The sequence below is a fragment of the Streptomyces exfoliatus genome (genome assembly GCF_000725545.1).
GTDB classification, from domain to species: domain Bacteria; phylum Actinomycetota; class Actinomycetes; order Streptomycetales; family Streptomycetaceae; genus Streptomyces; species Streptomyces exfoliatus.
Genome location: NZ_JNZP01000007.1, coordinates 185,347 through 197,529, shown reverse-complemented (window position 1 = coordinate 197,529; position 12,183 = coordinate 185,347). Strand labels below are relative to the sequence as shown.

The window sequence follows — 12,183 nt, the reverse complement described above, 5'->3', positions numbered from 1 at the left end:
GGCAGGCCACACTCGACTAGCGGAAGCAGCGACGCACGTGACGTCGGCAGGCACCACCCGGGAGGTCCCCATGCCCGAACTGCGTGTCGTGGCCGTCTCCAACGACGGCACACGACTGGTGCTGAAGGCTGCTGACAGCACGGAGTACACACTTCCGATCGACGAGCGGCTCCGCGCCGCCGTGCGCAACGACCGCGCGCGCCTCGGCCAGATCGAGATCGAGGTGGAGAGCCACCTCCGCCCCCGCGACATCCAGGCGCGGATACGAGCCGGTGCCTCCGCCGAGGAGGTCGCCCAGCTCGCCGGCATCCCCGTCGACCGCGTACGCCGCTTCGAGGGCCCCGTGCTCGCGGAGCGCGCCTTCATGGCCGAACGGGCCCGCAAGACCCCGGTCCGCAGGCCCGGCGAGAACAGCGGCCCGCAGCTCGGCGAGGCGGTGCAGGAGCGGCTGCTGCTGCGCGGCGCCGAGAAGGACACCACGCAGTGGGACTCCTGGCGGCGCGACGACGGCACCTGGGAGGTGCTGCTCGTCTACCGCGTCGCGGGCGAGGTCCACACGGCCAGCTGGACGTACGACCCGCCGCGGCGGCTCGTCCAGGCCGTGGACGACGAGGCGCGTGCCCTGATCGGCGAGACGGACGACACGATCGCCGCCGCTCCGGAACCGAGCTTCCCCTTCGTGCCGCGCATCGCCCGGCTCCCCAGGGACAGGCCGCTCGACCGCGCCCTGGACCGCCAGATCGACCGGTCGGACCGCCAGCTGGAGCGGGCGCACGCGGCCGTCGAGCCGGAGGACGAGCGGGACTCGCTGACCAGCCTCCTGGAGGCCGTGCCGAGCTTCCGCGGCGACATGATCGTGCCCGACCAGCCGGACTCGGAGCCCTCGGAAGAGGTCGAGGCGGAGGAGCCGCCGGCCCCGGCCGCCTCGGCGGGCGCCGGATCCGCGTACGCCGACGTCCTGATGCCGCGCGCGGTCTCGGGTCACCGCGACCGGCTCACCGGCACGACCGACCGCCAGGCGGAGGCGGACGGCGTCCGTCCGGGCCGTCGCGCGGCGGTGCCGAGCTGGGACGAGATCGTCTTCGGCACGCGAAGGAAGAAGCAGGACTGACGCCAGCCGTACGGGGGACGTCAGCCGTACGGGAACGGGCCCGCGCCGGATCGGTGCGGGCCCCGTCCGTACCGCTACTGCGGATCCGGGCCCGTGGCCACCGGGCGGCCGGGGTCGGCTGACCACTCCGACCAGGAGCCCGCGTAGAGAGCCGCGGGGATGCCCGCGACCTCCAGGGCCAGGACCTCGTGGGCGCCGGAGACGCCCGAGCCGCAGTAGACGGCCACCGGGGTCCCCTCGGCCGCGCCCAGGGCGGTGAAACGGTCCCGCAGAGCGCCGACGTCCAGGAAGCGCCCCTCCGCGTCCACGTTCTCCGTGGTCGGGGCCGACACCGCGCCCGGGATGTGGCCGCCGACCCGGTCGATCGGCTCCACGTCCCCCCGGTAGCGCTCGGCCGCCCGGGCGTCCAGGAGCAGCCCCGCGCGCGCGTGCGCCGCCGCCCCGTCGGCGTCGAGGAGCCCGAGCGCCCCCGGCTCCGGCCGGAAGTCGCCCGGCTCCGGCACGACGACCTTCTCCGTGAGCTCCCCCGGCCACGCCGCCAGGCCCCCGTCCAGGACCCGTACGTCCCTGTGTCCGGCCCAGCGGAGCAGCCACCAGGCGCGGGCCGCGCCCCAGCCGAGACCGCCGTCGTAGACGACGACCGGGGTGTCCGCCGAGACGCCCGCGCGGCGCATCACGGCCCCGAAGGCCTCCGGGTCGGGCAGCGGGTGGCGGCCGCCACCGCCCGCCGGTCCCGCCAGTTCCGTGTCCAGGTCGACGTAGACCGCGCCGGGGAGGTGCCCGGCCTCGTACGCGGGCCGTCCGGGCGGACCGCCCAGCGTCCAGCGGACGTCCAGGAGGACCGGCGGCCGGGCCCCGGCCGACTCGCTCTGCAGTTCGCTTGCGGAGATGATGGGCTTCATGGGTGCCATCCTCGCGCAGCCGCTCGGCCGCGGAGGACGAACCCGGCGTCCTCCCCGCGTCACCGCCGCGGGACAGCGCCACTCGTTGGTGCGACCGGGGCGCGCCGCGGCCCCTTCGGTGTCACCATCGGACGGGGGCACGGGCACGACGACGGTCCGAGGAGAGAGTCACGATGACCGAGGCGACTCGGCGCACACCCGGCACACCTTGTTGGGTGAGCTTGATGGTGCACGGGCTTGACGCCACGCTTGAGTTCTACAACGCGCTCTTCGGCTGGGACTTCGTCCCCGGTCCGCAGCAGCTGGGGCCGTATGTGCGCGCGCTGCTCGACGGCAAGGAGGTGGCGGGCATCGGCCGGCTGCCGCCCGACCGGCACCTGCGCATCGCCTGGACCCCCTACCTGGCCACCGCCGACGCCGACGAGACCGCCGAGAGCATCCGCGGCTGCGGCGGCACGGTGGCGGTGGGCCCGCTGGACGCGGGCGAGGCCGGCCGCCTCGCGATCTGCTCCGACCCCGCGGGCGCGGTCTTCGGCGTCTGGCAGGCGGAGGCGCACCACGGCACGGCCACGGCGGGATCGCCCGGGACCCCGGTGTGGAACGAGCTCATCACGTACGAGACGTCGATCGGCAAGTTCTACCGGTCGGTCTTCGGCTACGAGCTGGAGCCGGTGGAGTCCTTCGACCGGGCGGACTACGCGACGCTCCATGTGGAAGGGGCCCCGGTGGCCTCCGTGCACGGCGTCGGCAACGCGGTGCCCCGGGACCGGGGCCCGCACTGGATGACGTACTTCGAGGTCGCCGACACGGACGCGGCCGCGCGGCTCGTCGTGGAGCTCGGCGGCCAGGTGCTGCGCCCGCCGCGCGACGGCACGGCGGGACGGCTCGCCCTGGTGACGGACGCGGAGGGCGCGGTCTTCACCCTCGTCAGATCCACCGGCCGCGCCCCGGAGGCGCGGCCTGACTGACCGGGGTGGGCGGGCCCGCTCAGCCGCGCCGGGAGCGCACGAGGCTCCGGCGGAGGCGGAACGACGTGGCGGCCGTCGCCGGAGCCGCCGTCGCCCCCGGAAGGCCGAGCTGGGTCAGCCGTTCGGCCGAGAAGTGGTGGGCTACGGCGGGATCGGCGTGGTGCGCGTCCAGGTAGCGGGTGGCCTCCTCCCGCATCCCCGGATGGCTCTTGTGCCGCATGCAGTAGCCGACGGCGCGGACCAGGGGCGTGAGGGAGTCGGGTGCCGGTCCGGGGACGGCGGGCTCCTCACCGCCTTCGAGGTCCGCGACCAGGTGGTCGGCGACGGTGAGCGGGATCCGGTTGCTGTTCTCGAAGGGGGTCAGCCGTTCGAGGACCTCGGCGGTGCCCACGCGCGCGATGGGGATGCCGTAGTGGACGGCGGCGGTGAACATCGCCGTGGAGAAGCAGCCGACGACGAGCCGGGGCCCGCACCGCTCGTAGAAGGTCTCGGCGAGCAGCGGTCCGTCGAGGACGGTGAGCCGTACGCCGGACCGTTCCGCCTCCTCCTGGAGGACCTGGGAGTAGCCGGCCGGGGCACTGGGGTGCGGCTTGAAGACGATCGAGCGGTGTCCGGCCGCGGCCGCCCCGCGCAGCATCCGCACGTGGAGCTCCTCTTCCTCCTCCGCGGTGAGCAGGTTGAGGGCGGCGAGGTACTGGCCGAGGAGCAGTGCCGTGGGTTCGGCGGCGGCCGCCCGCGCGATGTCCGGGTCGTCGGCCGCCTCCTCGGCGATCTCGGCCAGGACCGCGCGGAAGGCGCTGTCGGGGACGAGTTCGGGCTCGACGCCGTACTCGCTCAGGAGGAGGGGTCGCAGGCCGGGGACCAGGTCGAGGTGGAGGACGCGCCGGACGCGGCAGGCGATCGACTGGGCGAGGTCGGAGCGGGTCGGGCCGTAGCTCATGAGGCCGTCCGCGTAGACGTGCACGGCGCTCTCGGGGAAGGTGCCGGCCAGCGCCTTGGCGGGGTTGACCTGGATGGATTCGACGATCAGCTCCACCGGGGCGGTGCCCAGGTCCCAGGCCGTGCGCAGCACCCGCTGCCAGAGGGGCGCCTCCTCGGGGCGGGGGGCCCAGGCGGCGGGGTGGTACGGGTGGATGGTCTCGTTCCAGTCGAGGATCCCGTCGAAGCGGGCGGCGATCCGCTCGTACCCGGTCATGGTCTCCAGGCGCAGCGCCGTCTCCGGGATCTCGGCGTTGCGTGAGATCAGCAGGAACCGGCGGGCGTCCGCGCGGGGGCCGAACTGTCCGGCGTCCAGGGAGGCGGCGAGGGTGGCCGCCCCGTACAGGGTGGACACCTGGAAGATCTGGACCGGCCGGAGGTCGGGGGCCGCCGGGTCGGGGGCCTGGGCGGCGGGCGCGGGGGCCTTGTCGGGGGCCATGGGTCAGGCGGTCCTTCCGGTGTCGCGCAGGCTCCGGAGGAGGGTGCTGCGGGCGGTGTCCATGGTGGCCAGGGTCTCGTCGAGGACCTGCTGCGGCATCCGGTGCAGCGCGTCGGCGACATCGGCCCGGAGCCGGGTGGCGACGGCGGGCTCGTACTTGCCGACCTTGCCCATGTGGAAGGCGATCATCGCGCAGTACGTGCGGACCGCCTTGGGAAGGAACCGGTCCGCCTCCGCGTCCCGGGACACGTCGTCGAGCAGGGTGTCGTACGACGGAATGAAGTCCAGCTGCCGGTTGTCGGTGATCTGGGTGAGCGAGGTGGTGACGCCCCGCCGGTAGAAGACGCCGTGCAGGGAAAGCGCCGCGAAAGTCCGGGCCTTGAGGTGGAGCCGCCAGATCCAGAGACGGTCCTCGGCCGTTCTCAGGGAGGTCTCGAAACGCGACGCGCCGTTCTCGAAGAGCCGGGCGCTGTAAATGCCGAAGGGGACGAACGGATAGTCCACCATCGTCACCATGCTGGCGGGCGAGATTCCGTCCCTGGGGTCCATCACCGTGTCGCGGCGCGCGGCGGGGGCGTAACGGATCTGCCGTTTCCTGCCCTCCGAGAGGACGTGGTCGGTGCGGGCGAAATCGCAGCCCAGCCGCTCGATTCCGGCGACCGTGGCGGCGAGGTGGCCGGGCGCGTACCAGTCGTCGCCGTCGAGGAAGGTGAGGTAGTCGCCGCGCGCCGCGTCCATGCCCGTGTTGCGTGCCTGGGCGACGCCGAGATTCGTCTCGTGCCGGATGACGGTGGCGTTCGGCAGTCGGTCGCGCCAGCGGTCGAGGATTTCCGGGGTGTCGTCCGTCGAGCAGTCGTCGATCAGCAGGAACTCGAATTCCGGATCCGCGTTGTTCGCGAGACTGCGCAGGGTGTCGGGCGCGTATGGCCCGACATTGTGGAACGGTACGACGACGGACAGTTTCGGCACTCGGAATCCCCATACTGAATCGAACAATTAAACGCCGCTACGGCGGGCACAGTAACGCTCCCCCTTTCCGGGCGAACGATCCGCGCGTGCACTCCGGGTGAACTCTTGTCGTCCCCCGCGGAAAGTCCGTGGGGAGGCGGGGGCCCGGTCGGCTCACCGGCGGGACCGCCGGTGCAGGAGTCCGGTCGCCGCCAGGGCGAGGAGCGCGGCCAGGCCGACGGCGCCGCCGAGGCGCAGCCCCGGGGGTTGGAAGGAGCACGTGACCGTGCTCGCCCGGCCGTCGAGGGGAACGGCGATGAGCCCCTCGTACGCGCGCGCGGGCCGTGGTTCCGCCGCGCCGGCGGCGCAGCGCCAGCCGGAGACGCGGGGGACGGCGAGCACGGCGAAGCCCCGGCTGCCCGGGGGGAGTTGGGCCGTGACCGTGTGTCCGGTGGTGTGGACGCGGGTGGCGCCGGTGGCGGTCAACTGCCGTACGGCGGAGTCGAGCCGGTCCTGGACCAGACAGCCGACGGGTCGGCGGGGCAGCCGCGGCCCGGCCTCCGGGGTGAGCTCCACCCGCACGTCCCCGGACGCGGGCACGGTGCCGAGGGCCTGCATGGGGGCGCGGACGGCGGGCGGCCTGCCGTCGAAGTCCACCGACCACTCCCCCAGGAGCGCCGCCGTGCCCTTGTACTCGGGCGCCCAGAACCAGACCTGGGAGCCCGCCGGGCAGCGGGCGGTGAGGGTGCGTCCGGTACGGACGACGGGCGGCAGCTCGTACACCTCGGCGCCGAGGAGGCGTTCCTGCTCCGCGAAGGCCGAGTCGCCGGGGCGTGTGCCCCGGCGGTCAGGGGCACGGACGGTGACCAGCGGCGGTACGGGGGTGGTGGTGACGGAGACCGTGGCGCGGGGCGCGGCGTCCCGCCGTACCGGCTCGGTGGGCCGCGAGCGGACGCGGGTTCCGATGGAGAACAGCGCGTCGGTCACCGGGTTGTCGAGGGTGACCGGGTGCCGGCCCTTGGCGTAGTAGCCGAAGCCGAGGGAGGCCAGGGTGCCGGCGGTGACCTCGGAGGTGAGACTGCTGTAGTAGTCGGCGCCCTGCCCTCCGACGAGGAGCACGTCGTTGCCGCCGGGGACCTCTCCGGGCTCCGTACGGTGCCGGGGCCAGCCGTCCGCGCGGGCCACCGCGTCGGCCACGGCCGTGTGCCAGGGGCCGATCCGAGCGGACCAGGCGAGCTTCTCGCGCTGTTGCTCCTCGACCCGCTTCCCGGTGACGGCCGTCTCGCCCGCCTGGGCGACGACGAGCAGGGTCACGGCCAGAACCGGCAGTACGCGCGCGGGGATCCGGCGGCCGTTCGGCAGCGCGCGGAGGACGGCGGCGGCGAGCACCAGGACCGCCGACACGGCGAGGACGGGATAGGTCCACCGGTCGATGTCGGGACTCCCCCGGCCCGCCCAGGCCAGGAGTCCGAGCAGCGCGCCGCCCGCGAGAAGCGCGACCGGGCGGGGCATCCCCGGCGCCGCGGAGAACCAGGCGGCGATCAGCAGCAACCCGCACAGGACGAAGGCCTGACGGTACGGATTGCCGTTGGGCGAGGCTCCGGCGTGCCAGAGGAGATGGGTCGGCTCCCACTGGAGGGACAGCGCCACCAGGACGACCGCGGCCGACCAGCCGGCCCGGACGCGCGGCGGGACGGCGCGGTGGAACGGCAGGGTGAGGGCGAGGGCGAGCGCGGGCGTACCGATGAACAGGGCGGGACTGTCCACGCTCTCGGTGGCGGGGAGGAGCCGGGCGAGGAGGTCCGTCCAGGCGGCGGGCGCGAACGTGGTCTCCGGGGTGGGGTCGGCGACGCGGGTGGCGAGGAAGACGACCACGACGAGCGGTGCGGCGAGCCCGACGCCGATGAGGACGGCACGGGCGGCGCGCAGCGCCCCGGCGAGGCGCTGTCGGGCCCCGGCCGTCTCGTCGGCGGCCAGGAGCCGTACGACGAGGACGACGACGGCGCCGACGGTGGCCATGTACGCCGTGTAGAAGTTGGCGGTCCAGGCGAGCGCGACGACGAGGGGCCCGAGGACGGGGCGGCGTCCGGTGCGGGCCCACTCCCCGACCAGGCAGAGCAGCGGGAAGGCGACGAGCCCGTCGAGCCACATCGGGACGTCGGCGCCGGAGCCGAAGGTCCAGCCGGAGAGGGCGTACGCGGCGCCGAGCACGGCGGCGACGGTCCAGGGACCGGGCCGCAGCCGCAGGAGCAGCAGCGCCATGGCCGCGGCGGCCGCGGCGATCTTGACGGCGGTGACGACGTACAGGGCGAGTTCGACGCGGTCCGCGGGGAAGAGCACGACGAGCAGGCTGAACGGGCTGCTCAGGTACGTGCCGATGTCGCCGAGGAAGTTGGCGCCGAAGCCGGAGTTCCAGTTGAGGAAGGCGTCTCCGCGCGTCTCGCCGAGGAGGAAGGAGCGCCAGTAGGCGTGGTACGGCAGGTACTGCTGGCCGAGGTCGACGACGTTCCTGGTCATCGGCCCGAAGGGGTGGCTCCGGGAGAGCCGGGTCGCGAGGCAGAACACCACGGCGGAGAGCAGGGCGGCGGAGAGCGGACCGACGACGGCCGGGCGGCGCATGCCGGAGGGAGCGTTCGGAGGGGCCGGAGCCGCTGGTGCGCCGCCCTCGCCCTCCTCCCCGTCGACCTCGTCGCGCACGGTCTCGGCGGCGGGTGGCACACGTCCTCCAGGGGGCGCACGTACGGGAACGCCCGGGCTGATGTCACGGGCCGACCGCCATTACCGCCGAGCCGTGCGACCCGCAACCGATCATCAGAGGGTCTTTCGGCGCACCTCGGGTGAACTCCCGGTGTCGGGGGCCGGACGGAACGCCCCCCCGGGTCCGGGCGCCGTCGGCGGGTCAGCTCACCGGCGTCGCGGCGAGGAGCTCGTCGACCGTGCGGGCGACCGTTCCGAACAGGTCGGAGACCGTCGTCAGGCTCGCGTCCCGCAGTACGTCCGACGGGAGGACGGAGCCGTCCGGCGCGGCGAGGGGGCGGGTCGCGGTGGCTTCGGCGACCACGGTCGGGCGGTAGCCGCGGTTGAAGGCGCCCTGGGCGGTGAAGAGGACGCACATGTGCGTCATGAAGCCGGCGATGACCAGGTCTCCGCCGAGACCGACGCCGACGCCGAGGTCCTTCAGGGTGTCGGCGAGGTCGGTGGCGTGGAAGGCGTCGGGGAACTGCTTCACGACCACCTTCTCCCCCTCGGCCGGGGCGACTTCGGGGCTGATCTCGCCGATCTCCGCCCGGATGTCGTACGGCGTGCCCTCACCGCCGTCGTTGACGACGTGGACGACGGGGGCGCCCGCGGCACGGGCGGCGGCGAGCAGGCGCGCGCCGGCGGCGACGGCCTCCTCGGCCCCTTCGAGCCGCATCACGCCGGTGCGGTAGGTGTTCTGGAAGTCGATCATGATCAGTGCCGACTCGCCCAGGCGCGGCAGCTCCTGGGGCAGTCCGATCACGTCGCGCAGGGTCGTGGACGCGGGCATGGCGGTTCCTTTCACGGAAGGGCCGGGAGGCGGTCCGACCCCCGGCTGTTCACAACGCTAACATGGTTAGTAATCGTTGATAACGAGCTGAGGGGTCAGGTGTGAGCGCTGCTAACGTGAGAGCCAGGGCGGCATGGGAGGCGAAGCGGGCATGGGCGGCACCGGAGACACGTCGACGGCGCGGGAGCGCATCCTGCGGGCCACCGAGGAACTCCTCGCCGGCAAGGACGCGCTCGCGATCTCCACCCGCGCCATCTGCGACCGGGCCAAGGTCGGCATGCCCGAGATCTACCGTCAGTTCGGCGACAAGCAGGGGCTGCTCACGGCGGTCGCCGACCTCGGATTCGAGCGCTTCCTCGCCGCCAAGCGGCGCAATCCCCTCACCGACGATCCCGTGGCGGACCTGCGGACGGCCTGGGACAGCCACGTCGCCTTCGCGCTCCGCAACCCCTACCTCTACCGCCTGATGTTCACGCCGACGGGCGAGGACAAGCCGCAGGCCATCAAGGAGGCGCAGGCGATCCTCCTGAAGGCCGTGGAGCGCTGCCGCGACGCCGGCCGCCTGCGGATGTCCCCGGAGCTCGCGGGCCGGTCGATCCTCTCCGCCAACGTGGGCGTCTGCATGATGGCGCTGTCGTTCCCCGACCTGTTCGGGGACTCCGAGACCTCACCGGCGGTACGTGACGCGGTGATCGGAAAGGTCACCGGGGACGAGCGGGAGGACAGCCGGATCGGCATGGCGACCGTGCTCGCCCAGGCGCTCGTCGGCACCCTCACCGGGGCACCGACGAGCACCGGCGACCTCGACCGGCTGACCCGCGCGCTGCGACCGCCGGGGGCGGACTCGGGGGCGTGACCAGAGGCGCATTCGGGGGCGTAACCGGCCTCAGAGGTCGTGCGCCGTAGCGCCCTGCGGAGAAGCCGCGCCCCGTCGGTTGACGGGGCATGCGCCCCTCCCGGCCCCGGCAGTCGCGGAGTGCGCCGCCGCGCCGGGCGTCGCCGCACCGAGCTGGTCCAGGATCTCGTCGGCCAGCAGATCCTGCGGGCCCTTGAGCGCGTCGGCGGCCGCCCGGTCCGCGGGGAAGACCAACTCGGCCGCGATGTTGTCCTGCACGATCCGGGCGAGGTTGTCCAGGGCCACGAGGACCGGGTCCGAGAGCGGCTCGGCGGCCGGCAGGTCGATCAGATGGGTGGCCACCTTCGCCGGGTTCATGCACGGCCTGATGATGATCGAGTTCTGGTTCAGCTCGGACGTGGCCCACTGGGACAGCACGACCGTGTACAGGTCCCGCCAGGCCTCCTCGCCGATCCGGGACCGCCACGTCCGCAGGACGCCCTGCACGCCCGCGATCTGGGCCTCGGCCGCGTGCCTCATGTTGGTTCGGATGCCCGCGTACACGCCGTGGGAGAAGTCCTCGAACGACCTGATGTCGAAGGACCCGGCCGCGGTGGAGACCTCGATGAACGCGAGCGCGCCGTCGAGCACTTGCGCGCACGAGACCACCATCTCTGGTGGGATGCCGGCCTGGTCCAACTGCTGCCTGGCCGCCGTCAGCGTGTCGCCGTACCGTCGGAGCGGTGTGATCCAGTCGGTGGTCGCGGTGCCCTTGAAGGCGACCATGCGGAGGTCGTGCGGATCGATGCGGTCCGCACCGGGGATGTTCGGAACCCTGTCGCTCAGGTGGGGCGCGATGATCGAGAAGACGCCCAGCGGCACATGACTGACGGACTTCGCCAGCTCGAACACCTCCCCGACGGGATGCAACGACTCCTGCGTGCCGTCGTGGACGAGGGTGAACCTTCCGCCCCTGGCGTCGTTCTGGACCACGAGGACGGGATCGAGCCGCGCGATCAGATCCGACTTGAGCACGGCGTAGTGCGACCGCATGCCGCTGTTGACGGCCACGATCGCGTCGCGGGCCCGGCCGCGCCGAACGGCCCGGTCGCCGGCGAGTGCCCCGCTCCCGCCGCCGTCCGACGCCGCCGCCGGTGAGGCCGCGAGGCCCGCCATGGCACCGGCCGCGGTGGTACGGCCGAGGAAGCTCCTGCGTGTGGTCATTCTCCGCCTTCCGTAAGGGCGGCGCGCGGCCCGCCCTCCTGCGCGGAAGGCACCGACGCGCCGGTGTTCCCGGCAGACGGACAACGACCCCGGGCCCCCGCGCGCATCGGGTTGTCGCGCATCGGGCCGGGAGAACCTCACACGTCGCGCGCGCTCTCGACGGCGGGCTCGTCGGCGGCGGCCGGCACACCCGAGGAAGGCAGCAGCTGCGGGATGCCGTCGACGATCGGATAGCTCCGGCGCAGGCGCGGGTTGTAGAGCGCGCCCCCGGCTTCGTCCAGGATCAACGGCCCCTTGTCGAGCGGGCAGGCGAGAATCTTCAGCAGCGGGCTGTCGGGCTTCATGACCGGGTTCCTTCGGGTGTGGGGGTGTTCGCCTCGTGTCGCGGCAGGGTGAGCAGGACCGTCAGCGCCAGCACGGTGCCGCCGAGACGCAATAACAGCCGCAACGGGTCGTCGGGCAGCGGCTCGTCGAACGCGATCGTGCCGCTCACGATGGAGAACACGCAGCTCACCGTCGAGCACACCGGGACGATCAGGGACGCCCGGCAGCGCTGCAGGGCGGTCTGCGACAGCACCAGTCCGCTGACGCCCGTCAGCAACAGGAGGTACGGGTACGGGGAGGCGAGCACGGCGGGCACCGAGCCCGGGAGGTCCTCGGTGTCCAGGTGCCCGGAGACGCCCTTGATCGCGAGCGAACTGACGCCGTAGATCAGACCGACGGCGACCGCGTAGGCCACTCCGGTGGTCGGCTGTCGATGCCGTCGCCGGGCGCGCCGCTCCGCGGCCGCGTAGAGCACGAGACCGGCCGCGAGCGTCGGCAGGCACAGGGCCAACAGGATTCCGGTGGGAGCGGTACGGCTGATCTCCTCGCTGGTCTCGTACAGCGAGGCCACCACCATCACGAGCGCCAGTCCGATGACGGCCACCGCACGCCGCTCGCGGCCGGAGGGCCGCTCGCCGAGCACCACCGACGAGAGCACGAGCAGGAGGACGAGACCGGACAGGAACAGGCCCTGGGCGGCGGCGATCGGCAGGGTGCGGTAGACGGCCAGCTGCGCGGCGAACCCCAGGGCGAGGGCCACGGCGCCGCAGATCCACAAGGGCCGGCCGGCCAGCAGCAGGAGGGCCCGGCCCGGCTGTGCGGCACTCAGCGGCGGCATGCCGGCCAGCGCCCGCTTCTCCAGGACGAAGCCGGTGCTGTACAGGACGTTCGCCACCAGCGCGGCGACCACACCCCACACCACGGG

11 protein-coding genes are annotated in these 12,183 nt (G+C 73.4%); 3 read left to right on the top strand and 8 right to left on the bottom strand.

Annotated elements, in window-relative coordinates:
- Window positions 1-70: 70 nt before the first annotated feature.
- Entirely contained in the window at window positions 71-1,111 is a 1,041-nt protein-coding gene (gene sepH / locus IO20_RS0110825; protein ID WP_030548341.1) for a septation protein SepH, read from the top strand.
- 74 nt (window positions 1,112-1,185) lie between these two features.
- Here sepH and IO20_RS0110820 read toward each other — a convergent pair whose 3' ends face one another.
- Complete coding sequence (locus tag IO20_RS0110820; protein WP_030548338.1) at window positions 1,186-2,013, bottom strand: sulfurtransferase; 828 nt, start codon at window positions 2,011-2,013, stop codon at window positions 1,186-1,188.
- 173 nt (window positions 2,014-2,186) lie between these two features.
- Between IO20_RS0110820 and IO20_RS0110815 the strand changes: the two genes are divergently transcribed.
- Entirely contained in the window at window positions 2,187-2,981 is a 795-nt protein-coding gene (locus IO20_RS0110815) for a VOC family protein (protein ID WP_037635140.1), read from the top strand.
- 19 nt (window positions 2,982-3,000) lie between these two features.
- Here the strand turns inward: IO20_RS0110815 and IO20_RS0110810 are convergent, their stop codons facing one another.
- From IO20_RS0110810 to IO20_RS0110795, 4 genes are all read right to left on the bottom strand, one after another.
- Window positions 3,001-4,398, bottom strand: coding sequence for a polysialyltransferase family glycosyltransferase (locus tag IO20_RS0110810; protein WP_051874347.1), 1,398 nt, complete (start codon window positions 4,396-4,398; stop codon window positions 3,001-3,003).
- Window positions 4,399-4,401: 3 nt separating this feature from the next.
- Window positions 4,402-5,367 carry a glycosyltransferase family 2 protein gene (locus tag IO20_RS0110805; protein WP_030548332.1) on the bottom strand — a complete coding sequence of 322 codons (966 nt, stop codon included), beginning with the start codon at window positions 5,365-5,367 and terminating at the stop codon, window positions 4,402-4,404.
- A gap of 153 nt (window positions 5,368-5,520) precedes the next feature.
- Window positions 5,521-8,064: a YfhO family protein gene (locus tag IO20_RS0110800; protein WP_030548330.1), complete on the bottom strand. Its 2,544-nt coding sequence runs from the start codon at window positions 8,062-8,064 to the stop codon at window positions 5,521-5,523.
- A gap of 181 nt (window positions 8,065-8,245) precedes the next feature.
- Complete coding sequence (locus IO20_RS0110795) at window positions 8,246-8,875, bottom strand: isochorismatase family protein (RefSeq protein WP_030548329.1); 630 nt, start codon at window positions 8,873-8,875, stop codon at window positions 8,246-8,248.
- A 133-nt stretch (window positions 8,876-9,008) separates the two neighbouring features.
- Here IO20_RS0110795 and IO20_RS0110790 point away from each other — a divergent pair, with 133 nt between their 5' ends.
- Window positions 9,009-9,731 (top strand): TetR/AcrR family transcriptional regulator, encoded by a 723-nt coding sequence (locus IO20_RS0110790; protein ID WP_245684921.1) that lies wholly within the window; start codon window positions 9,009-9,011, stop codon window positions 9,729-9,731.
- A 30-nt stretch (window positions 9,732-9,761) separates the two neighbouring features.
- On the opposite strand, the gene IO20_RS0110785 is transcribed toward IO20_RS0110790, so the two are convergent.
- The 3 genes from IO20_RS0110785 to IO20_RS0110775 all read right to left on the bottom strand — a co-directional run bounded on the left by IO20_RS0110785 (window position 9,762) and on the right by IO20_RS0110775 (window position 12,180).
- Complete coding sequence (locus IO20_RS0110785) at window positions 9,762-10,934, bottom strand: twin-arginine translocation signal domain-containing protein (protein ID WP_051874346.1); 1,173 nt, start codon at window positions 10,932-10,934, stop codon at window positions 9,762-9,764.
- A gap of 137 nt (window positions 10,935-11,071) precedes the next feature.
- A complete protein-coding gene (locus IO20_RS0110780; protein ID WP_030548322.1) occupies window positions 11,072-11,278 on the bottom strand; it encodes a Trm112 family protein in 207 nt (68 codons plus the stop codon).
- A complete protein-coding gene (locus IO20_RS0110775) occupies window positions 11,275-12,180 on the bottom strand; it encodes a DMT family transporter (RefSeq protein WP_030548320.1) in 906 nt (301 codons plus the stop codon). Before IO20_RS0110775 ends, IO20_RS0110780 begins: the two co-directional genes overlap by 4 nt.
- Between the last annotated feature and the right edge of the window lie 3 nt (window positions 12,181-12,183).

Bases quoted from the DNA above. Each gene is read 5' to 3' on its own strand.
- sepH (WP_030548341.1), top strand. From the start codon at position 71: ATGCCCGAACTGCGTGTCGTGGCCGTCTCCAACGACGGCACACGACTG.
- IO20_RS0110820 (WP_030548338.1), bottom strand. From the start codon at position 2,013: ATGAAGCCCATCATCTCCGCAAGCGAACTGCAGAGCGAGTCGGCCGGG.
- IO20_RS0110815 (WP_037635140.1), top strand. From the start codon at position 2,187: ATGACCGAGGCGACTCGGCGCACACCCGGCACACCTTGTTGGGTGAGC.
- IO20_RS0110810 (WP_051874347.1), bottom strand. From the start codon at position 4,398: ATGGCCCCCGACAAGGCCCCCGCGCCCGCCGCCCAGGCCCCCGACCCG.
- IO20_RS0110795 (WP_030548329.1), bottom strand. From the start codon at position 8,875: ATGCCCGCGTCCACGACCCTGCGCGACGTGATCGGACTGCCCCAGGAG.
- IO20_RS0110790 (WP_245684921.1), top strand. From the start codon at position 9,009: ATGGGAGGCGAAGCGGGCATGGGCGGCACCGGAGACACGTCGACGGCG.
- IO20_RS0110785 (WP_051874346.1), bottom strand. From the start codon at position 10,934: ATGACCACACGCAGGAGCTTCCTCGGCCGTACCACCGCGGCCGGTGCC.
- IO20_RS0110780 (WP_030548322.1), bottom strand. From the start codon at position 11,278: ATGAAGCCCGACAGCCCGCTGCTGAAGATTCTCGCCTGCCCGCTCGAC.